At 33.2% G+C, this 22,210-nt stretch carries 16 protein-coding genes; 4 read left to right on the top strand and 12 right to left on the bottom strand.

What is annotated here, in order from left to right:
- Positions 1-327: 327 nt before the first annotated feature.
- Both xrtN and APR43_RS13490 read right to left on the bottom strand, forming a co-directional pair.
- Entirely contained in the window at positions 328-1,569 is a 1,242-nt protein-coding gene (xrtN, locus tag APR43_RS13495) for an exosortase N (protein ID WP_053472296.1), read from the bottom strand.
- Complete coding sequence (locus tag APR43_RS13490) at positions 1,569-4,064, bottom strand: XrtN system VIT domain-containing protein (RefSeq protein WP_053472295.1); 2,496 nt, start codon at positions 4,062-4,064, stop codon at positions 1,569-1,571. The genes xrtN and APR43_RS13490 overlap by 1 nt, the downstream gene beginning before the upstream one ends.
- A 423-nt stretch (positions 4,065-4,487) precedes the next feature.
- Here APR43_RS13490 and APR43_RS13485 point away from each other — a divergent pair, with 423 nt between their 5' ends.
- The 3 genes from APR43_RS13485 to APR43_RS13475 all read left to right on the top strand — a co-directional run bounded on the left by APR43_RS13485 (position 4,488) and on the right by APR43_RS13475 (position 11,415).
- The gene (locus APR43_RS13485; protein WP_053472294.1) at positions 4,488-7,259 is read left to right on the top strand and encodes a bifunctional aconitate hydratase 2/2-methylisocitrate dehydratase; all 2,772 of its coding nucleotides are present in this window, start codon (positions 4,488-4,490) and stop codon (positions 7,257-7,259) included.
- A gap of 121 nt (positions 7,260-7,380) precedes the next feature.
- Positions 7,381-9,645, top strand: coding sequence for an aconitate hydratase (locus APR43_RS13480; protein ID WP_053472293.1), 2,265 nt, complete (start codon positions 7,381-7,383; stop codon positions 9,643-9,645).
- A 390-nt stretch (positions 9,646-10,035) separates the two neighbouring features.
- Positions 10,036-11,415 (top strand): LysM peptidoglycan-binding domain-containing protein, encoded by a 1,380-nt coding sequence (locus APR43_RS13475; RefSeq protein WP_082356429.1) that lies wholly within the window; start codon positions 10,036-10,038, stop codon positions 11,413-11,415.
- Here the strand turns inward: APR43_RS13475 and APR43_RS13470 are convergent.
- The 7 genes from APR43_RS13470 to APR43_RS13440 form a co-directional block, all read right to left on the bottom strand.
- Complete coding sequence (locus APR43_RS13470; protein WP_053472291.1) at positions 11,407-11,808, bottom strand: response regulator; 402 nt, start codon at positions 11,806-11,808, stop codon at positions 11,407-11,409. The genes APR43_RS13475 and APR43_RS13470 overlap by 9 nt on opposite strands.
- Positions 11,798-13,231 (bottom strand): sensor histidine kinase, encoded by a 1,434-nt coding sequence (locus APR43_RS13465; protein WP_053472290.1) that lies wholly within the window; start codon positions 13,229-13,231, stop codon positions 11,798-11,800. Before APR43_RS13465 ends, APR43_RS13470 begins: the two co-directional genes overlap by 11 nt.
- Before the next feature lie 422 nt (positions 13,232-13,653).
- Positions 13,654-15,207, bottom strand: a complete 1,554-nt coding sequence (locus APR43_RS13460) for an ATP-binding protein (protein WP_053472289.1) — start codon at positions 15,205-15,207, stop codon at positions 13,654-13,656.
- Positions 15,208-15,729 carry a hypothetical protein gene (locus APR43_RS13455; RefSeq protein WP_053472288.1) on the bottom strand — a complete coding sequence of 174 codons (522 nt, stop codon included), beginning with the start codon at positions 15,727-15,729 and terminating at the stop codon, positions 15,208-15,210. It abuts the gene before it with no gap.
- Positions 15,726-15,917: a hypothetical protein gene (locus APR43_RS13450; RefSeq protein ID WP_053472287.1), complete on the bottom strand. Its 192-nt coding sequence runs from the start codon at positions 15,915-15,917 to the stop codon at positions 15,726-15,728. Before APR43_RS13450 ends, APR43_RS13455 begins: the two co-directional genes overlap by 4 nt.
- A 17-nt stretch (positions 15,918-15,934) precedes the next feature.
- A complete protein-coding gene (locus tag APR43_RS13445) occupies positions 15,935-17,635 on the bottom strand; it encodes a hypothetical protein (protein WP_123924578.1) in 1,701 nt (566 codons plus the stop codon).
- Between the two features lie 19 nt (positions 17,636-17,654).
- Positions 17,655-18,104 (bottom strand): hypothetical protein, encoded by a 450-nt coding sequence (locus APR43_RS13440; protein WP_053472285.1) that lies wholly within the window; start codon positions 18,102-18,104, stop codon positions 17,655-17,657.
- A 288-nt stretch (positions 18,105-18,392) separates the two neighbouring features.
- Here APR43_RS13440 and APR43_RS13435 point away from each other — a divergent pair, with 288 nt between their 5' ends.
- Positions 18,393-19,802, top strand: coding sequence for an APC family permease (locus APR43_RS13435; RefSeq protein ID WP_053472284.1), 1,410 nt, complete (start codon positions 18,393-18,395; stop codon positions 19,800-19,802).
- A gap of 269 nt (positions 19,803-20,071) precedes the next feature.
- Here the strand turns inward: APR43_RS13435 and APR43_RS13430 are convergent, their stop codons facing one another.
- The 3 genes from APR43_RS13430 to APR43_RS13420 all read right to left on the bottom strand — a co-directional run bounded on the left by APR43_RS13430 (position 20,072) and on the right by APR43_RS13420 (position 22,095).
- Positions 20,072-20,815, bottom strand: coding sequence for a hypothetical protein (locus APR43_RS13430; RefSeq protein WP_053472283.1), 744 nt, complete (start codon positions 20,813-20,815; stop codon positions 20,072-20,074).
- Between the two features lie 449 nt (positions 20,816-21,264).
- Positions 21,265-21,480 (bottom strand): hypothetical protein, encoded by a 216-nt coding sequence (locus tag APR43_RS24675; RefSeq protein ID WP_053472282.1) that lies wholly within the window; start codon positions 21,478-21,480, stop codon positions 21,265-21,267.
- Positions 21,481-21,633: 153 nt separating this feature from the next.
- The gene (locus APR43_RS13420) at positions 21,634-22,095 is read right to left on the bottom strand and encodes a DUF1810 domain-containing protein (protein ID WP_053472281.1); all 462 of its coding nucleotides are present in this window, start codon (positions 22,093-22,095) and stop codon (positions 21,634-21,636) included.
- Positions 22,096-22,210: the final 115 nt, after the last annotated feature.

Here is a 22,210-nt window from a genome sequence, read left to right as displayed (position 1 = left end):
TAAAAAAAGGCTGTTTCAAAAGTTGAGACAGCCTTTTTTTATTTTACATATTTCCTTGTTCTGTAGGAACATTTCATTGGTAGAAAATTATATTGGCATAATGGATTACGTTCCTAGGAATGTTTGATTGACATTGTTTTTTAATAATCAGACCTATCAAGCGTTCCTACGGAACGCAAATTTGGCTGATCTTTATTTTTTTTTCTACCTACGAAACATTCCTATGGAATGATAAATAGGATATCAAAACGTGGACAATAAGTCGCTAAAAACTAACAAAATAATTCTAAGTAAATGAGTTGCCTCGACTTTTGGGGCAGCTCTTTTTTAATTCAGTTCTTTAATACTCGTTTCGTTTATCAACCGTACCGTTTTGTTGTGAAAAAGTTTTAGCAGTAAAACTTCTGTAAGCGAAGTATATTTTTTATTGTCATATTCGTACCACCAATAAGAGAAATATCTAATATTATTCTTTTCTAATTTTGTGAGCCATATTTTTTCGTTGCTTCTCATGATTTCTTTAGACTCAATGATTTTATATCCGTTTCCTGTCCAGCAAATTAAAGGTTTGTGAATTGGTGTTTTGATATAAATTAAAGTTTCTGGCACTGCAATCTTAAAAACTTCATTATTGATCCAAACCCCTTTTTTAATATTATAATTAGGATTGAGATTTTCTAACAGCGAATAGTTTTGTTCCTTTTTAAGCTCTAAACTAGTAATAAACAATATTCCGGTCGCAATTATCATTGGCAAAAGTTTTGGCAAAAATGAATTGCTGGTTATGCTTTCTTTTTTAGGATGAAAAAAACGAATTAGAAATAAAAGAGGAACAATTTGATAAAATACAAAACACATAATTCCAATAGTGTGATGCAGTATATTTTCTTCGGTGCAATTGAATAAAACTAAAGTAATGATTCTGAAATAATTGGAGATAATATTCAGAACTACTATTATACAGCAAAACAATAAAATTTGCAGAATGTTGAAATACTTTTGGTTTTTACGTTCTTCTAGAGTCAATAAAAAAGCTCCGAATAATAATCCCGTTTTAAACATTGACAAACCCATACAAGCGGTATCTATCGAAACTTTTGCATTATTGATATAAAAATTAACGCCTTCAATTTTAGTTATCGGAATGAAATTTTTTAATGTTAAATACACTCCGTAACAAAGCGTCTGTTTTATTTCGACAGTTAAATAATTGAATAACTGATCAAAAACTGACGAAAACAAAAAGAGACAGATAAAAGCGATAAAAGAAAACTTTTGGGTAAAGCTGTAATAAACAAAACATCCAAATAACAAAAGAGCATGAAAATGCAACGACTTTGTATGCAGTCTGAAGCTTATAAATTCTAATAAAAAAATTAATCCAAGCAGCGGATAACTAATCTTTAAAGCAGTTTTTCTTCCTGCATAAAGAAATAGGAAAATAGAAAATATAACGCCAAAAAAATTATTGTCTAATCCTGTTGATACAATACTATAGTTTAGAACTAAGAGCATGATTATAGCAAGAATAGCAATTAATTTGGCGTGTGACTGCAGTAAAACTTTCACTAAGCTTTTTGTTTTTTGTTTCTTTGATAGTAAAATAAAAGTGTAGTCAGGCCAATAATAATCATTACCCATTCGTGAGGTTCCGGAACTGCACCGTCATTTTTAATCGAAGCGTTTCCAAGAGTATCCTCATTTTTCTCAATTCCGTTATTTTCATAATCGGCATCAGTTTCCAAAACAATTAAAGACGAAATTGGAGTAACAATATTGGCATCTTTTGCAAGTGTTACATATTTATTAGCACTTAAGGTATCGTTTTGAATTTTAATTTGTTCCTCAAGAACTTTCCCAAAAGCATACATTCTGTAAATATGATTTGGGCCATTACTTTTAGAAATACTGTCTTTTGGTTTTTCCTGAATCGAAATGTTTGAAGGTTCAATATTAACCACATTATCAGCAGTTTTATACTTAATGAAATAATTTCCTTCCAGCATTTTTAAACTATTTCTGAAATTTGTCTGATAAAAATCTACATATTTTTGCTCTTTTACAGTCTGCCAAAACGGATTAATGTCTCCGGAAATATTAATAACTTTCAGATTTTGTGATTTAGTCTGACTTCGAATCTTTTTTAAATATTCAGATTCCTTAAGTTCTTCAAAATTTGCAGAAAAATTTCCGGATTTGGTTATAATCAAACTATTATGTTTGATTGTATATAAGGGTAATAAAGAATAATGCAAGTATTTGAAATCTAGAAAAACAGTTTCGAAGTTTTCTTTATTTATTGCTTTTTTCTCCTTGTCATCATACACATAAAATTCTTTTCCTTTTACGTTTACAAATGATTCTATTTCGTTTAAAGTCCAGCTGCTGTTCAAATCTAAAATAACTTCTGAAGCATTAAAAGGAATATTTACTTTTTGACTCTCTTTTACCTCATATATTTTATCCTTCCAGGCAAAAGAATTTAACTTCGATATTTTGCTCAAAGGTATTATTGCCTCCCAATCATCAAGACCTTTTGATTTATTGATATAGAAATTATTTTGCAGTTTAAAATTCTTACTTGTCTCTACATCACTTTTTCCTGTCATCTGGATTCTTGAAATTGTAGAAGCATTTGAAATATTTGGACCTTTAATAGAAAGGCTTTCGTATTTCAATTTATTATCTTCAACTTTTAAAGGAGTAGTGAAGCCGCATTTAAAAGTTCTTGGTGTTTTATAGTTTACAGGAAAAACCCTCACAACAACTTTGTTTCCTTCTCGCCATTGCATTAAAGATGGATCGCGACTTTCTGCACCAACAATTTGTTTGTATGCTTTTTCAGCTTTCTCTTTTGTCGTTAAAACTCCTTTTCTTTCAATACCGTTTACCCATAATGAAAGTGAAGTTGCAACAGAACCTTCAGGAAGCTGGAAATAATAAATAGCTTCCTGATCTCTCCATGTATCTTTTTCACAGGCAATATTCATGGTGATTTCTGTATAAGCAAGCCTGCTGTCTTGATATAATTTCACATCTTCTTTGATGTCTTTGGTAATCAAATCTTCACCACTCCATAAATGTTCTTCGGTTTCTAATCGTTTGTCAAAATTAGATTTAAGAATATTAATACGGTCGTCTTGACTCAGATTAAGATCTTCACAGAAAATATAAGCTATTGTAATAAAAGGATTGTGGACTTTTCTTTCGTTAAATTGTTCAATTCCAAAAGAACCAAGATCATAATCAAAGTACTTTTCAGGGCCAGTATAAACGATGTCTTTTTTAAGTAAAATTTCATTAAAAAAGTTAGGCTCAAGACTTTGTGATATTTTAATATAATTAGGTAAATCTTCATTTGAAGTAAAAGAACTGATAGGACGTCTAACATTAATAAGCCTGCTTTCTCTGTCAAGAATTACAACAAAAGAAAATAAGAGAACTAAAATGAATCCAAAACCTGCGCTGAATGAAATCAAATGTCTTCTGTTTTCCTGAAAATAACGAGCTATAGTTGCTATGTGAATAATGGAAACTAGTAAAGGGACTAATGCATAAAAACCAATTCCTAATAATAAAATTCCGACGAAGGCAAAAGGTGTAAGGGGTAATAGAAAGAATGTGAAATACAATATTAAACTATAAGATAACCCATTTATAAAAAAGACAGAAAGAGTAAAATTATTTTCTTGTGGTTTTTGGTAAATGAAAAAATTACTAATAAAAAAGAGCAAAGAGATAAGGTAAACCCAGAACGGAAGATCTTCAAATATAGGAACAAAAGTATTTAGGCAAAAACATCCAATAAACCAGTTAAGTATAAGAAAAGGAGTTAAATGAAGATATTTTTCCCTTTTTCTAAGAATAAGAAATGTAACGGTAACTCCGTAAATAAACTCCATTATCAATGTAAGAGTGCCCAATGCTCCGGCACCGAAAAATTTAGTGTTTTCATTTAATAATAAAATCAATAAAAAAAAGCCACTGAATAAACTGGTGAAGATGCTAAAGCCAACTCCAATTTGATTAATGTAATCGTTCGCATTTTCTAATTTGTATTTCATAGTTTTGTGTTTTTGAAAGAACTTTGAATTGCAAAGTTAAAAGAAAAATTGAATTACAAATATTTTAGGTGCTTTTTTTTAATGTGAAATTTGATAAAACTTTAACTAGGGAAAAAGACTAAAAACAGACGTCAAAAATCGCAACTATAACGTTATAATTATTTATTTAGAACTATTCTTTGCGAAAATAGACGTAAAATCTCACTTACTTTATAACGTCTAATTTCGACTTTGTTAAAGAAAAGATTTTAAAATATCAATAATTCATTTTTTTAATACAAAATTGATATTTTGACAAAAACAAGCAGTGAAAATCGTTTTTTAACAATAATAATTTTTGAAAAGGCGACTTCTATTATATTATTTTTAATTATCCGCATTAATGATTAAATTTGCGAACAAAAAAATAAATCTGCCTTAATTATGAATATTTATAAGGATTATATCCAAGAGATTGAAGAACGTAAAAATCAGGGACTTCACCCAAAACCAATCGATAGCGCTGAATTATTAAGCGAAATTATTGCACAAATTAAAGATTTAGATAACGAGTACAGAGAAGATTCTCTTAAATTTTTCATTTACAATACTTTACCGGGGACAACAAGTGCTGCTGGTGAAAAAGCCAAGTTTTTAAAAGAAATTATTCTTGGGCAAGCTGTAGTAAAAGAAATTACACCAGCCTTTGCTTTTGAATTATTATCACATATGAAAGGCGGACCTTCTATAAAAGTTTTGCTGGATTTAGCTTTAGGAAATGATGTTGCTATTGCAAAAGAAGCGGCTAAAGTTCTTAAAACACAAGTTTTCCTTTATGAAGCAGACACAGACCGTTTAATAGAGGCATTCAAAAACAATAATGCAGTTGCAAAAGAAATCCTTGAAAGTTATGCACAGGCTGAGTTTTTTACAAAACTTCCAGAAGTAGCTGACGAAATTAAAGTGGTTACTTTTATTGCTGGTGAAGGTGATATCTCAACAGATTTACTTTCTCCTGGTAATCAGGCGCACTCGCGTTCAGATCGTGAACTTCACGGTCAATGTATGATTACGCCTCAGGCACAGCAAGAAATTAAAGCTTTACAAGCACAACATCCTGATAAAAGCGTAATGTTGATCGCTGAAAAAGGAACAATGGGAGTAGGATCTTCTAGAATGTCAGGTGTAAATAACGTGGCTCTTTGGACAGGAAAACAAGCAAGTCCATATATTCCATTCGTTAATATCGCTCCAATTGTTGGTGGAACAAACGGAATTTCTCCAATTTTCCTAACAACTGTAGATGTTACCGGTGGTATTGGTTTAGACCTTAAAAACTGGGTTAAAAAGGTAGATGCAAATGGTAACGTTTTACGTAATGAAAACGACGAACCAATTTTAGAACAAACCTATTCTGTTGAAACAGGTACAGTTTTAACAATCAATATTAAAGAGAAAAAACTTTATAATGGCGATCAGGAATTAATTGATATTTCTAAGGCATTTACGCCTCAAAAAATGGAATTCATTAAAGCTGGTGGTTCATACGCTATCGTGTTTGGTAAAAAACTTCAAACATTAGCAGCAAAAATTTTAGATGTTGAAGCTCCTCTTGTATTTGCTCCATCAAAAGAAATTTCTATTGAAGGACAAGGGCTTACAGCTGTAGAAAAAATCTTTAACAGAAACGCTGTTGGTGTACCTGCAGGTAAAGTATTACACGCTGGTTCTGACGTTCGTGTAGAAGTTAACATTGTAGGTTCGCAAGATACTACAGGTCTTATGACTGCTCAGGAATTAGAGTCTATGGCAGCTACCGTAATTTCACCAATCGTTGACGGTGCATACCAATCAGGTTGTCACACGGCTTCGGTTTGGGATAAAAAAGCGCAGGCAAACATTCCAAAATTGATGAAATTCATGAACGATTTTGGTTTGATCACAGCTCGTGACCCAAAAGGTGTTTATCATGCAATGACAGACGTTATCCATAAAGTACTTAACGATATTACTATTGATGAGTGGGCTATCATTATTGGTGGTGACTCTCATACAAGAATGTCAAAAGGTGTTGCTTTTGGTGCTGACTCAGGAACTGTTGCTCTTGCTCTTGCTACTGGTGAGGCTTCAATGCCAATTCCGGAATCTGTAAAAGTGACATTTAAAGGGGATATGAAAGGCTACATGGATTTCCGTGATGTGGTTCATGCTACACAAGCGCAAATGCTTCACCAATTTGGTGGAGAAAATGTTTTCCAAGGTAGAATTATTGAAGTTCACATTGGAACACTTACTGCTGACCAGGCCTTTACATTTACAGACTGGACTGCAGAAATGAAAGCAAAAGCTTCTATTTGTATTTCTGAAGATGATACTTTAATCGAATCATTGGAAATTGCAAAAGGCAGAATCCAGATCATGATCGATAAAGGTATGGATAATGAGAAACACGTTCTTCAAGGGTTAATTAACAAAGCAGATAAGAGAATCTCAGAAATTAAATCAGCAGAGAAACCAGCTTTAACTCCAGATGCAAATGCTAAATATTATGCTGAAGTTGTAGTTGATTTAGATCAAATTTCTGAGCCAATGATCGCCGATCCAGACGTAAATAACGTTGACGTTTCTAAAAGATATACTCACGATACTATCAGACCTCTTTCTTTTTACGGAGGAGTGAAAAAAGTAGATCTAGGATTTATCGGATCTTGTATGGTTCACAAAGGAGATATGAAAATCCTTGCTCAAATGTTGAAAAACGTAGAAGCACAAAATGGTAAAGTTGAATTCAACGCTCCACTAGTTGTTGCGCCGCCTACCTATAATATCGTAGATGAGCTTAAGGCAGAAGGTGACTGGGAAGTTTTACAAAAATACTCAGGTTTCGAATTCGACGATAATGCTCCAAAAGGTGCAGCACGTACAGAATATGAAAACATGTTATACTTAGAGCGTCCGGGATGTAACCTTTGTATGGGTAACCAGGAAAAAGCAGCAAAAGGTGATACAGTAATGGCAACTTCAACTCGTCTTTTCCAAGGAAGAGTAGTAGAAGATGCTGATGGTAAAAAAGGAGAGTCATTACTTTCTTCAACTCCGGTTGTAGTTTTATCTACAATTTTAGGTAGAACTCCAACATTAGCTGAATATACAACGGCTGTAGACGGTATCAACTTAACTAAATTTGCCCCTTCAAATAAATCGTTAGTAATGTAATCTTACGATTATTAATATTTTAAAAGCCCGAGTGATAAACTCGGGCTTTTTCTTTTCTGGCACTTCTATTTTTTGTAACTTGTCATGTTCAAAATAAAAAAAACAAAAACAATTATAACTTATGGCTTTTGATATTGAAATGATTAAAAAAGTGTATGAGAACATGCCGGGTCGTGTTGACAAAGCACGCGAGATTGTTGGTCGTCCACTTACTTTAACGGAGAAAATTTTATACAATCACCTTTGGGATGGAGATCCAACAAAGGCATTTGGAAGAGGAGTTGATTATGTTGATTTTGCACCAGATCGTGTAGCATGTCAGGATGCAACGGCTCAAATGGCATTATTGCAATTTATGCATGCTGGAAAATCTAAAGTGGCTGTACCTACAACTGTTCACTGCGATCACTTGATTCAGGCAAAAGTAGACGCTGCAACCGATTTGGCCAGAGCAAAAACACAAAGTAACGAAGTTTTCGATTTCTTATCGTCGGTTTCTAATAAATACGGAATTGGTTTCTGGAAACCGGGAGCCGGAATTATTCACCAAGTAGTATTGGAGAATTATGCTTTCCCTGGAGGAATGATGATTGGTACCGATTCTCACACTGTAAATGCAGGTGGTTTAGGAATGGTTGCCATTGGTGTTGGTGGAGCCGATGCCGTAGACGTTATGTCGGGTATGGCTTGGGAACTTAAATTTCCTAAACTAATTGGAGTTAAATTAACTGGTAAATTATCAGGATGGACAGCTCCAAAAGATGTTATCCTTAAAGTTGCCGGTATTCTTACTGTAAAAGGAGGAACAGGTGCAATCGTTGAATATTTTGGAGAAGGTGCAACTTCTATGTCGTGTACTGGTAAAGGAACTATTTGTAATATGGGTGCTGAAATTGGAGCTACAACTTCAACTTTTGGTTATGATGATTCTATGAGTCGTTACCTGCGTTCTACAAACAGAGCTGATGTTGCTGAAGCTGCAGATAAAGTGGCTTCATACTTAACAGGAGATCCAGAAGTTTACGCAAACCCGGAAAAATATTTTGATCAGGTTATCGAAATCAATTTATCTCAATTAGAGCCACACTTAAACGGTCCTTTTACGCCAGATTTAGCTACTCCAATTTCTAAAATGAAAGAAGAAGCAATCAAAAACAACTGGCCGTTACAAATTCAGGTTGGTTTAATTGGTTCTTGTACAAACTCATCTTATGAAGATATTTCTCGTGCAGCATCTTTAGCAAGACAAGTTGCAGATAAAAATTTAAAAACAAAAGCCGAATTTACCATTACTCCGGGTTCTGAAGTAGTTCGTTCAACAATCGAAAGAGACGGTTTTATTGATACATTCCATAAAATTGGAGCTACTGTTTTTGCCAACGCCTGTGGCCCTTGTATTGGTATGTGGGATAGAGAAGGGGCAGAAAAAGAAGAAAGAAACACAATCGTTCACTCTTTCAATCGTAACTTCTCAAAACGTGCAGACGGTAACCCTAATACATTAGCTTTTGTTGGTTCTCCAGAATTGGTAACTGCAATGGCAATCGCTGGTGATTTAGGATTTAATCCATTAACAGATACATTAATCAACGAAGATGGTGAAGAAGTAATGCTTGATGCTCCAACAGGAGACGAGCTTCCTTCTAAAGGTTTCTATGCCGAAGATCCAGGTTTTCAGGCTCCGGCAGCAGATGGTTCAGGTGTTCAGGTTGTGGTAAATCCTGCTTCAGAGCGTTTGCAATTATTAGCTCCGTTTGATGCTTGGGATGGAAAAAACATTACAGGCGCTAAATTGTTAATCAAAGCCTTCGGAAAATGTACAACAGACCATATTTCTATGGCTGGACCATGGTTGCGTTTCCGCGGACACTTAGATAATATTTCTAACAATATGTTGATTGGGGCTGTAAATGCTTATAACCAAAAAACAAACTCAGTTAAAAATCAATTAACTGGAGAATATGATGCTGTTCCTGCAGTTGCACGTGCTTACAAAGCAGCTGGAGTTCCGTCTATCGTTGTGGGAGATCACAACTATGGTGAAGGTTCATCTCGTGAGCATGCGGCTATGGAACCTCGTTTCTTAGGTGTTAAAGCAGTATTAGTAAAATCTTTTGCTCGTATCCACGAAACAAACCTTAAAAAACAAGGTCTTTTAGGATTAACTTTTGCAAACGAAGCAGATTACGATAAAATTCAGGAAAATGATACAATCAATTTTACTGATTTAACAGAGTTTGCTCCGGGAAAACCATTAACGTTAGAATTTGTTCATGCAGATGGTACAAAAGATATAATCTTAGCAAACCATACTTACAACGCCGGACAAATTGGATGGTTCGTTGCAGGTTCTGCATTAAACTTAATTGCAGCTGGAAAAGCTTAATCTTTAAAGATTTATTATATACCAAAGACGCTCTGTGTAAACAGGGCGTTTTTTATTAGGAGCTAATCGAGTTGTCCGCTATATCTTTTTATTTTTAAAGAAAAAATAAAAAGGATGTTGCTTCCATCTGGGCTAGGGCATCAGGTTTCAAAATGAAAATTATATTAAAAATTACAATTAAGAAGAAAAAATGTAATTGTCAGATAGACTAGAAGTTAAGGTTAAGGCTGAGTTTTTCTTGTTAATTTGAAGTAAATTAATTGTTAAAAAAAATGGTTTTTGTGCTTGAATGAGTTAAATTCGCCTTTTTAGGTAATATATTCGCGCCTTTTAAGTTTAAAATATTATCTAAACTTAAAAAAAAGGAGTAATAAACTTTAATAGGTAAATATGGTTTTTAGATTAATTATAGTATTGTTTTTTTTTAGTGTTGGAGCTTTTTCTCAGGAAAAATTTATCAAACATAAAATCTCAAAAGGAGAAAACCTTACTGTAATTGCTAAAAAATACGGATTAAAAGCTAAAGATATTAAAGAAGCAAATCCAGATGCACCTAAAGTTTTAAAACTCAATTCGATTTTATTAATTCCGAATAAAAACGCAAAACCTTCACAAAATACTCCTCAAACAATTGCTAATAATACCCCTGGTTCACATGAGGTTTTACAAAAAGAAACACTTTGGGGAATCGCTAAAAAATACAATGTTTCCGTTGATGAATTGAAAAAAGCAAATCCAACGTTAGAAACAGAAGGTTTAAAAATAGGACAGCAGCTTAATATTCCGTCAAAAGCTCAGGCAGTTTCAGAAAATACAGTTAAAATCAATGAAGGAAAGCCAGAAATTATTCCGGCAGAAGACGGAGAAATTGTAGTTGAAGTGCAGCCCAAAGAAACAAAATTTTCAATAGCCAAGAAATACGGAATAACGGTTGAAGAATTAGAACGTCAAAACCCTTTTATTAAAGGGAATTTAGGAGTTGGTTACATGTTGAAAATTCGTCCTTCTGGAGGAAAAACAGATCAAAATATAAAAGATACTCCTGTTGTGTCTCAAACTCAGACTGCTGAAAAACCTGAAAGTACTCCGGTAACAGATGTTGATATTGTCGTTGAGGTACAGCCAAAAGAAACAAAATATGCAATAGCCAAGAAATACGGAATAACGGTAAAAGAATTAGAACGCCAAAATCCGTTTATTAAAGGAAAACTTCCAGTTGGATACGTTTTAAAAATAAGGACAACCAAAGAAAAAGCAGATGCTGCTGGCTCAATAAGTTCTCCTGTACCTCAATTAGAAAACCAAACGACTGCACCTGCAACTCAAATTGCAGATAATACAGTAATAAAAAAGGATTCAACTTTTGTTTATAATGGGAATCATTCTGATTTAATTGATCAATTAATTCTAAACGCTACAGAAAATATAGGAACCCGTTACCGTTCTGGCGGAACTACAAAAGCAGGTTTTGACTGTTCTGGTTTGATGTTCTGCACCTTCGGAAATTTTGATATAAAACTACCAAGAAGTTCCATCGAGCAATCTCGCATCGGAACAAAAGTAGCTACTACAGAAGCACAAAAGGGAGATTTAATTTTCTTTAAAACTAACGGAAGACGCCAAATTAATCATGTTGGAATGGTAGTTGAAAATACTGATGGTGAAATCAAATTTGTGCATTCTTCGACCCATGGAGGTGTTATGATTTCTTCAACTAAAGAAGCTTATTACCAAAGAGCCTTTTCACAAATAAACCGTATTCTAGAATAAGAAATAGCTGGTAAGCTGCTTTTTTAATTCTTCAATTGGAAAGGGTTTAGTTAAAAAATCCTTCACATATATGTTATCTTTTATACGCTTAATTTCTTCCTGATCTAGAGTGGAAGACATTACGAAAATCAGAATTTCGTTTTTAATTTCTTCATTTAGTGTTTCGAATATATCCAGAAATTCAAAGCCATTCATTATTGGCATTTGAATATCTAATAAGATAATTAAAGAGTGGCAGATTTTTTTATTTTTAATAATCCACTGTAAGCCTTCAAGGCCATTATTAGCAACAAAAACCTGATCTATATCCAAAACTTTTTTCAGCAGTTTTCTGGTAACAAGCTGATCAATTAAATTGTCTTCAATTAAGAGAAACGAAGGTTTAAGCTCCATATGAAGTTGGTATTGTTACGATAAATTTGCTCCCAACACTGCTTTCAGAAAATACCGAAATATTTCCTTTAATATTTTCTACTGCTTCTTTAACGATATAGAGTCCTAATCCTGAGCCTTTATTTTTGTTGGTTCCAAAATACATTTCAAAAATATAATCCTTGCAATCGTCATTAATTCCAATTCCATTATCAGATACTTCAATTTTGTTAAAACCTTCATGAATATAAGTTTTAATCGAAATAAACATTTCCTGTTTAGTATTATCAGCATACTTGATAGCGTTAGAAAGTAAATTGCTGATAATGATTTTTAAACGCAAACCGTCACTTTCAATTTGATCTACTAATAATTCCTGTGTAAAAGTTATTTTACTGGCATTTTCAATATGCATTAATTGCGAAATGGCTTCATTAAAGATTTCCTGCAGACTTACAGGCTCCATTATAATTTGTTTCCGTTTATTTTTAGAATAGTCAATAATATCGCTGATAAATTGATCTTGTTTCGCAAGACTCTGATACATTAACCGCAGATAATCTTTTATTTGATCAATATCATCTTCGAGCTGCGTAATTTCAATCAAACCTTTTAAAGAAGTTATGGGCGATCTTAAATCATGCGAAGCGCTGTATACAAAACGGTCTAACTCGTTATTGGCTAAAATTAGATTTTCATTTTTAACCTCAATTTCTTTTTTTGAAACAATTAAACGTTTTACCATTATCGAATAATAAGAGCAAACGCTTAAAATGATTATTAAAGTGAAAATAATATTAGTAATAATGAGTAGGTTTTTGATTTTACGAGTTCCTTCTCCCAGCGTACTCGAAAAATTTCGTTCATTAATAGTAAGTTTGGCACTAATACTGCTTATTTGATGAAGAAATTTTATTTGATCAGCAACAGTTAAGGTGTTATGCTGGATCTTAGCATTTACCTGAGTTCCAATGATAAATAGTTTCTCGATTAAAGCATCTCCTTCTTCCCATTCATGAATAGCCTTTGCTAAAAACGGAACATTTTTAAAATTCACAAACAACCACACAAGATCGTCTAAATCATCCTTATGATTTCGACCAATAGTAAAACCCTGCCTTGCTACTTTGTTGTCGCCGGCCTTTAAAAGTGTTTTTCTGGCAATTCCGTCGCCTTGAGGCACTTTTAGTTCTTCTAAATATAATTTATACTGATTGGGATCTTTATTATATAAATAAGTAATAAGATGGAGCGAAGCATCTTTTTGTCCTTTAGAGTAATGAGATTCTCCGTTTACATATGCCCTGTTAGCAGATAATATTTTAATCGTAAAAAAGTTGATGCAAATTAGCAATGCACATGAAATAAAAACGATCAAAATTAAAATAAAAACGTTAGGCAGGCGAAAGCTCTTTAAAGATCGAATCTTGTGTATGATTTTCATATTAGTAGGTTAATATTAATATCCGGTCTAAATCAAGCTTGTATATTTCTTTCTTTATAATAGTTTTGAGGCTCACTATTTTAAAGATTAAAAATGAACAATTGTTAATAAAAATACTTAAATTTTAAGACTTATGGAGTCTTTAACCAAATTTAGTAAAAAATATGAATCTTTTTACAAGCGGTTGTTTTTTTCTTGTTAATTTTTGTATCTAATATTTAAATAATTGATAATTAAAATATTATGTTTGTTTTAAATAATTGTAAATTTAAAACCACCATTTGATTATTACTTTATTTGAAGATAAATGTTACAGTAAAGTATGATTTTTTGTTTAATAGTGTAAAATAAAAAAACTGCAAAAAATGTTTGCAGTTTAATGTATTATAATACAGGAATATTAGAAATAAAAGTTAATCAATTTAAATAATAATAGAACGTTTTCCTGTGATCCTGTCATTAGATGAAGTTTCCCAGGAAACTCCAGATGCAGGCACTGCTCTTTCTCGCCCCCAGATTCTAATTGCTTCAATTTTTTCTGGCGCAGTTTTACTTAGTGGAACAATGTTTTTAAAACATTTTTCAAAAAGATTATCATCTACAAGATTGTCTCCATGAATTACAGCCTGAATGGCAACATCTCTTACCGCACCTTCTATATCTGAGCCAGCGAATCCATCTGAAATTTCAACAAGCTGATTTAATGTATCTGGTGAAGGCTGGGTTAATAAATTACGATTTATATAAAGATTTATAATATCTTTCCTTTCGATGTCTCCGGGTAAGTCAACAAAAAATAACTCATCAAAACGCCCTCTTCGTAATAGTTCAGGAGGCAACTTACTAACGTCATTTGCTGTAGATACTACAAAAACTTTTGCCATACTTTCCTGCAGCCAAAACAAAAACTGCCCAACCATTCTTGTTGAGGTCCCGCCATCACTTGACCCAGTTGCACCAGAAAGACCCTTTTCAATTTCGTCAATCCACAATACGCAAGGCGCGGCATTATCTGCAGATGCTAACGCTTCTTTTAGTCGGTTTTCAGATTGTCCAAGATATTGTCCCTGAATAGCGGCAAGATCGAGACGATATAATGGAAGGTTCCAATTTGCAGCAATAAATTTGGCAGATAAAGACTTACCGCATCCAGGAACTCCTACAAGTAAAACTCCTCTTGGAGGTCGCATTTTTCTTGCTTTTAAGTCTGCTGTTAAAAGTTGTTTTTGATTATCTAACCAATGTTGTAATCCTGTCAATCCTGCAACTGATAGAGTAGAAGAGTCAATTTTTACCTTTTCCAGACCCGATATATCACTAAATAATTTGTCTTTGGCATTGCTTAATTCTTTAATATCTTCTTTGGTTAAAGAACCTTTCGCCATTTGAGTTGCTAAAACATTTTCGGCCTCTATTTTGGTCATATTTGCTAAAATAGCCGCAGCCATTTTATAATCTGTTTCGTCCCATTCAAGCGGAATTGAGCTTTTATAAGGAGTAACACAGTCTTTAACAACTTCTAACATTTCCTCTTCGTTAGGAGCATCAAGTGTAATGGTCATTCCTAATCGCTGTAGTTGAGGCCATATGGATTTAGTAGTAATTAAACAAATACTTCCGCCTCTTTCAATAGCTTGAACTACACAATCATAAAGATGTCTCGAAACTAAATTATCATCTTCAATATCACTTACTTCAGTAAAAACAAATGTCAAATTTTGTCTTTGCGAAATATTTTGAACGGCATAGTCCAGACCTCCGGCAACTGAACGATCATCGTTGATACTTTTTTTTGTTTTTATATCAATAGTTCCTTGTGATAAATTATGATAATAAATAGGAATATTGATTTCTTCAGCTAATTGTTGAATAACTTCCAGCACTCTTGCTCGCTCTATACTTCTAATAGATATAAAAGGTATTCTTGCTCTAAACATTCGCAAAAGCGAAGTTTTAAATTCTGATTTATTTGCCATCTAGAATATTATTTTTCTGCCCGTTGAAGCGGTTATTTCACTATTATTTTTTTGATCTGACTTGATTTCAGCAGAGATTGTATTGAATTGAAAAGAATTCAGTAACATTAGCATTTTTTCATTTTTTGAAGTGTTAGAATTATTCTTTTTTAATGACGTTCTAATTTCAGTAATAAAATCCTCCAGATCTTTTTTTAATGTTTTTCTTAAATCTTCAGGTAAGCCTTTTATACTGATAAAATGGTTCAGCAAAATAAGGTTTTGTTTTCCGTTTCTTAAGGCAATTTCAAAGTCATTCTCGGTTTTAAGATTTTGTAATTGAAAAGATCTTTGAAATTTATCCAGCCAATTTTGTTTTCGTTTTTTATATACTTCTTCAACTTTAGAATAGAAACGATTTGCAGTTCCGGCATCAATTAAAAATGTTCCGTTGTTCAATTGATCTAAAACTGAATCATCACCATTTGCGAATTGATTAAGTAAATTTACCCATTCAGAATATGTTGTCGGGCCCTTTATCATTGAGCTTTAATTCTGGGATTAATGAATTGATTTGGAGGTATAATATCCCATTCTGGGAATTTTGCGTTCTGTAATTCGGCTTCTGTTCTGCCTTGAAAAAGATTTGGTTTAATGCTGATTTCTTTTTTCAATTCTTGCATTTTATCTTCAGGTTCTTCTGAATGATTATCTAAAATTATTTTTGTCATGATTGATTTTTTTGAAATTAAATAATGCTTCTTGCTGTTTCGTGTGATACACTTGAAAAATCTTCTGGAGTAATGGATGAAATAAGATCTCTTACTTGTTCTGCCTTGTTGTCTTCTGAAGTGTGTTCTATTCTATAGTCAACCATTTCGGCAATACAGCCTCTTAAAACTTCTTTTGCTTTTTGTTTTCGCTCTTCTACGTTTTCAATAACTCTATTTTTGGCTTTCTTGTATGTCGAAACCGAATTCCAGATTATAACGCCGCCAATACCACAACCTAGAATTCCAACTATTACATGAAGACTAAAAGCCCATAAGCCAAGAAAACAAATTAATATTCCAATGATTACAGCCGCATAAGGAAAAGAGATTTTGCCTAATTCTGTTCCTAAAATTTTATCATAATAAGATTCTTGTTCTTTTAAAAGTTCATTTTCTTCGCTTCCATCTTTTGTAGAAGCTTTAAAATCATCAATGGAAAGTTCAATGTATTGAGGAATATTATTTCTACTTTGAGCAGTAAAGGTGTCGTATGCTTCTAATATCCAAGGCTGACTTATTGAAACTGCGAGAGCCTGTGTCACTTTAGTTGCTCCGGACAATTCAGGGTTAAAGGATGCATTTGTCAAAAGTTGTAAAAAATCTACCTTTTCATCAAAAATATGTTTTTCAGCATCCATTAAAGATTGGGCAGCATTTTTGTCTCCATCCATTTGAATAATAAGTTGATTTAGCCTTACTTGCTCTTGTAATGGCAGCTCTTCATCATCAAAGTTGGTAACAAGCAGAGATAAAATTTCATCTAATTGTACCTTAATCCCTTTTGAAAAATCAGCAGAAGAAGAAATGATATTTTTAAAATGTGTATTTAAAATATCATGTATTTTGGCTTCTTTCAAGGAATTTTCAAGTGAATTCCAATTGCTGGAAAATTTTTCTAATAAAGGATATTTGCCTTCAGATAAAGGGCCTAATGCAACAAAAAAATTAACCCATTGCGATTTTTGCTCATTTATAAATTGATCACCTTGTGTAAGCTGGTCAAGCCAGTTTTTAACGTTTACCATCATTAGTTGTCTTGCAGCTGGCGGGAATACTCCTGTAGTAACTGCTTCAAGAATGATGATAAATTCTCTATCAAGATTATGTGGGTTTTGATGCATAAAATAGCGTTCAAGCCATTTCAAACTTGCATCATTTCTTGTCAATCTTCGCATGACCATCATAAAGAAAAGTGTAGTTTTGTAATCATCTCTTTTTAAAGCTTCATTCAAAGCTTTTTCAGTTGTGCTTTTGTCGTTTCGTATCCAGGCAGTTAAAGAAACTAAAGCAGGTGCTAACCAGTATCCAGGTGCTTTTATCATTACTTCTTCGGTTGTAAATCTTAAAGTATCTTCGCCTATTACACCTGTATCAACACCTTGTAGTATACCTGTTGCCATTCTTCGAACGTCGGCATAATAACCAAATTTGATTTGCAGGTCTTGTTTTAAATTTCCTTGGCGGGTTTCTGCAAGCTGTAATGATTTGTGTTTTATATCAGCTTCGACAAAATCAGCAAATGAATCTGCTAGTTTTACCAACTCACTTTCTAATTGATCTTGTTTGAAATTTAATGTTCCTAATTCAGAATGAACTCCTTTCATATCTGAACTAATTGACCTTAACGCACTATTTATAATCGAAAGGTCTGCATATGAGATTACTTGTTGAGACATAGTTATTTGTTTATTGATGTTATAGTTTTGTTGCTGTTCCGTCTTCTCGGATTAAAATGATTTTGTCTTTATAAATTTCAACCATAGCATAAGCATTATGTTTAGCAACAGATCGTGCTTTTTCGAATTCAGCTTCCATTGTTTCGGTAATCTTGTAATGCTTGATGATTTGACTTCCGCTTAAGTCCAATGTGTGTACTTCATACGGATGTCCTAAGAAACATTTAGAAAGAATTCCCAATGGTAAATTAGAAAGTTCAGCTGTGCCAAATTCTTCCTGAATAGCTTTTATAAGCTCATCCATTCCTTTTGTTTCAGTCAATGTTTTAGCATCTAACCCGGCAATAAGATCAAGATATTTTTTTGAACGTTTTTTTAAAAGATCACGATCGCTAATGAAGCCATTTGTTATGGTTTGTTTATCTGTGCTAAAATTTATATTGTCGTTTTGTAAAATGATTCTAGCCATGTTATTATTGATTTTTTTAAGTTTTCGATTTTCAAATGTAAATAGTCCGAAAAGTTATATTTTATGGAAAACCGTAATTGAAGTTTTATTCGAAAAAGTTCTTATGGAAAAGTTTGCGTAAGGGATAGAAACGGCATCCTTTTATGGTGGGGTTCACCATAAAAGATAAAGTGGATAGCCTGCCCCGGAGGGATACGCCCAAAATATTTTTAATAACCTGAAATTTATAACAGAAAATCTAAAATTTGAGAAAAAAGTATATCTTTAACCAACCCAAAAACCAAAAAAATGCAAGAAGAAAACCAAGAACACTTTAAAAGAGAACTAGGATTATTAGACGGAACCATGCTTGTAGTGGGTTCTATGATTGGATCTGGAATATTTATTGTAAGTGCCGATATCGCCAGACAAGTAGGATCTGCCGGATGGCTTACTTTAATTTGGCTGATTTCAGGATTAATTACCATTATTGCAGCCGTAAGTTATGGCGAATTAAGTGCTATGTTCCCAAAAGCTGGAGGACAATATGTGTACTTAAAAGAAGCTTACAACAAATTAATTGCGTTTTTGTACGGCTGGAGTTTTTTCGCCGTAATTCAAACCGGAACAATTGCAGCAGTTGGAGTTGCTTTCTCAAAATTTGCTGCTTATCTATACGAACCATTGAGTGATGAAAATATACTTTATGAAATTGGTTCATTCAAACTCAATGCTGCGCAGTTAGTATCGATTTTCACGATTATTTTACTGACTTATATTAATAGCCGCGGGGTTAAAAACGGAAAAATTCTTCAAACCGTTCTTACGATTATCAAAATTTTATCATTGCTGGGATTAATTGTTTTTGGATTAACGCTTGCAGCAAAAGCTTCGGTTTGGGATGCCAACTGGGCAGATGCATGGAATACACGTTCGTTTGATAAAGAAACGGGTTCTTGGCTGCCAATAGGCGGAACAGCTTTAATTACAGGGATTTCTGCCGCAATGGTTGGATCATTATTTTCAAGTGATGCCTGGAACGGGGTTACTTTTATTGCCGGAGAAATTAAAAACCCAAAACGTAACGTAGGTTTCAGCTTATTTCTTGGAACTTTTATCGTAACGATTATTTATGTTTTAACCAATATTATGTATTTAGCTGTAATTCCGCTAGACGAAATCGCAACAGCAAAATCGGATCGTGTGGCAGTTGTAGCTTCACAATATATTTTCGGAAATATTGGAACGTTGATTATCGCAATCATGATTATGATTTCAACTTTTGCCTGCAACAACGGATTAATTATGGCTGGTGCGAGAGTTTATTATACAATGGCAAAAGATGGCTTGTTCTTTAAAAAAGCTGCTGTTTTAAATGAATCCAGCGTTCCTGCATGGGCGCTTTGGGCACAATGTATCTGGGCTTCGGCTTTGTGTTTGACTGGGAAATACGGTGATTTGTTGGATTTCGTAATTATTATTGTTTTGATTTTCTATATCCTGACAATCTACGGAATCTTTATTTTACGTAAAAAAATGCCAGATGCAGAAAGACCTTATAAAGCTTTTGGATATCCATTTTTACCAATGTTATATATTATAATAGCAGCGGCGATTTGTGTTTCATTATTAATCACAAAGTTCTCAACTTGTGGTTGGGGAGTTTTAATTATGGTAACAGGAATTCCGGTTTACTACTTAACTAAACCAAAAGAGTAAAATTTGTTTCAAGTTTGAGGTTTCAAGTTTCAAATTGAAAACTTTAATAATACCAAAGCGCCTTGATAATCTCAAGGCGCTTTTTTGTGCAACAAATTTATAACCAAAAATAAAATAAAATTCCTCAAAAAAAATATGAATATGCCCACCGTTCTAACGGATTAAACAGGTTTACGCTGTTTTATTAAAACTATGCGATTGAATTAAAATAACCAGTGAAAACCTGTTTAATCCGTTAGACCCGTGGGCAAAAACTTTGTAAAGCGAGTTTATTTAACAGAATAAGGAAGTGAAAGATTTCCGCTGGCAACGGTATAAACTTTGTAAACACCCAGCATTGGCTTTTTTCCTTCTCCTTCATGTGAACCTCCGGCACCAGTACTGACTTCCATATAGCAGCTTACAGCATCAAACTTGAAATTTGTTTTGTTGTTGATCCTAAAATTGGGAACAATTACTTTTATTGAATTTCCTTTAGAAACGATATTAAAACCGGGACTGTCCATATACATTGCCATTCCGGGATTTGTTGGAGGTAAAATGACATTAGGATCTCCTTTTGTAAATTCTCTAACCGAAAGTCCGCCCGCAACACGCTTGTCTTCAACCAAAAGAACCCAGTGGGCATGCCAAACCAATCCGTCGTTAAGATAATTTCCGTCCAGATTTTCATCCCAAAGCGGAGTATCTTCAAAATCAGGATGTGATGTCAGAGCAAGTGCTACGATTCCTTCGGCTTGACCGAAACCAATATCAGATGATTTTAAAGTGGTTGGAAAAACGTAAGCTAAAACAGGCGCTCCGTTTAATTGTCCAACAGGTTTAGGCATTGTTTTTCCGGCAGTTCCTTCGACTTTAATATCCCAAACCGTAATACCTAAATCTGCTTTATGCGTAATTGTGGCCGATTTGATCTTAAAGTCACTATTATTGTAAGTTCCGCATTTGTCACAAGCTTTGGAAACCGTGTAATTAAAAAAAATGAAGCATAAAATAAAAATTGATTTTTTCATAATTCATATGGTTTAATCTTAATTGATTTGTAAGAAACCAATACATGTGCCACACGAAAAATGCCCGAAAACAAGGAGTTTCGGATATTTTATGTTTTTGATAAGCTGTTATATTTCGAGAATCAGATTCTATTTCATGAAATTTCGCTACTTGAGAAGAGAGGTAAGAAGATAAATAAAGAGAATAGATTTTAGATAATGTCGCAAAGTTTTATTTTTTTCTTTATGCCTTTGCGTAAAATCCTTGCTTCTCTGCGGTTAAGAATTTTCGTTTAAATCGTTATTGATTCTTTCCTCGGTAGGTCTCAGGAAAATAAGATATATAATGATAAGAATTCCGAATAGCACAAAATCCGGTTTTAAAAATAAGATTAAAAAAGCAGCACCTTCTAAAATTGCCCATCGCATTATTGATGCTGTCTGATAAATGGGTAATTTGTCTTCGGTTTTTAGTTTTGGTCAATTTGTTTTAATTGTGATTTGAATAAAAAAGTACTGAAAACAAACGCTAAAACTGGAATAAAAACATATACCAGTGATGATGAATCAATATTAGGAATATTTAGTTTTTCGACAGAAAGTTCACCTAAAAAGAAATAAGCGACAATTGTTCCTGCACAAACGGCAAGGTGAATAATTTGAAGAGTTTTGATTGTTTCGGTCATGATTTGGTTTTTTATGTAAGTAAAACTAAATAGAATATAAATATAAAGCTTTATGTTTTCGTGTTTTGATGAAAAACCTTGATAAATAAAAAACAAAAAAGGCGCTGCATTATGCAGTGCCTTTATACGTAAAAAATCTATGAATGTTATAAATTATATAGTTACAGCTTCAGTAGATGATTTTATAGTTGAATTAATAATAGATATTGTAAGCGGGTCTGATTCTCCAGAGAAAAAAGCATCTAAAACTTCCTGAAATATTGGATTCGTATTTTCGGTCATTGAAAAAAGAGTCATCGAAGAACGTAATTTTCTAGCATCTAAATCACCCAAAATTCCGTCAGCTGATTTTCTTTTAAAAGTCAATAAAATTCCAGAAATTTCAATAAGATGTTTTCCTAAAATAGGATGCTCCAAAAATTCTGAAGCTTCTTTTAGATCGGCAATCGCATAAAGATTTGCAGTATCGCTCGTGCCTAATCCTTTAATCTGAGGAAAAATAAACCACATCCAGTGCGTTTCTTTTTTCCCTTTTTTGATCTCAGCAAGGGCAGTAAGATAAAGTTTATTTTGCGCATCTAAGAAACGCGATAAATCATTGTTTGAATAAGCCATTTTGGTATTATATTTTAAAAAAGGGTTGCAAAACTAGTAAAAAAGAAAGGGTCTGCCTAATAAAACCTTCATACAATCAGTATTTTAACTTTTTTCGACAGAATTTTCCTCATCG

It is taken from the genome of Flavobacterium sp. NLM (genome assembly GCF_002210235.1).
In the GTDB taxonomy this organism is placed as follows: domain Bacteria; phylum Bacteroidota; class Bacteroidia; order Flavobacteriales; family Flavobacteriaceae; genus Flavobacterium; species Flavobacterium panici.
The sequence above is the reverse complement of the archived record's forward strand: the minus strand, read 5'-3'. Positions and strand labels throughout refer to the sequence as shown.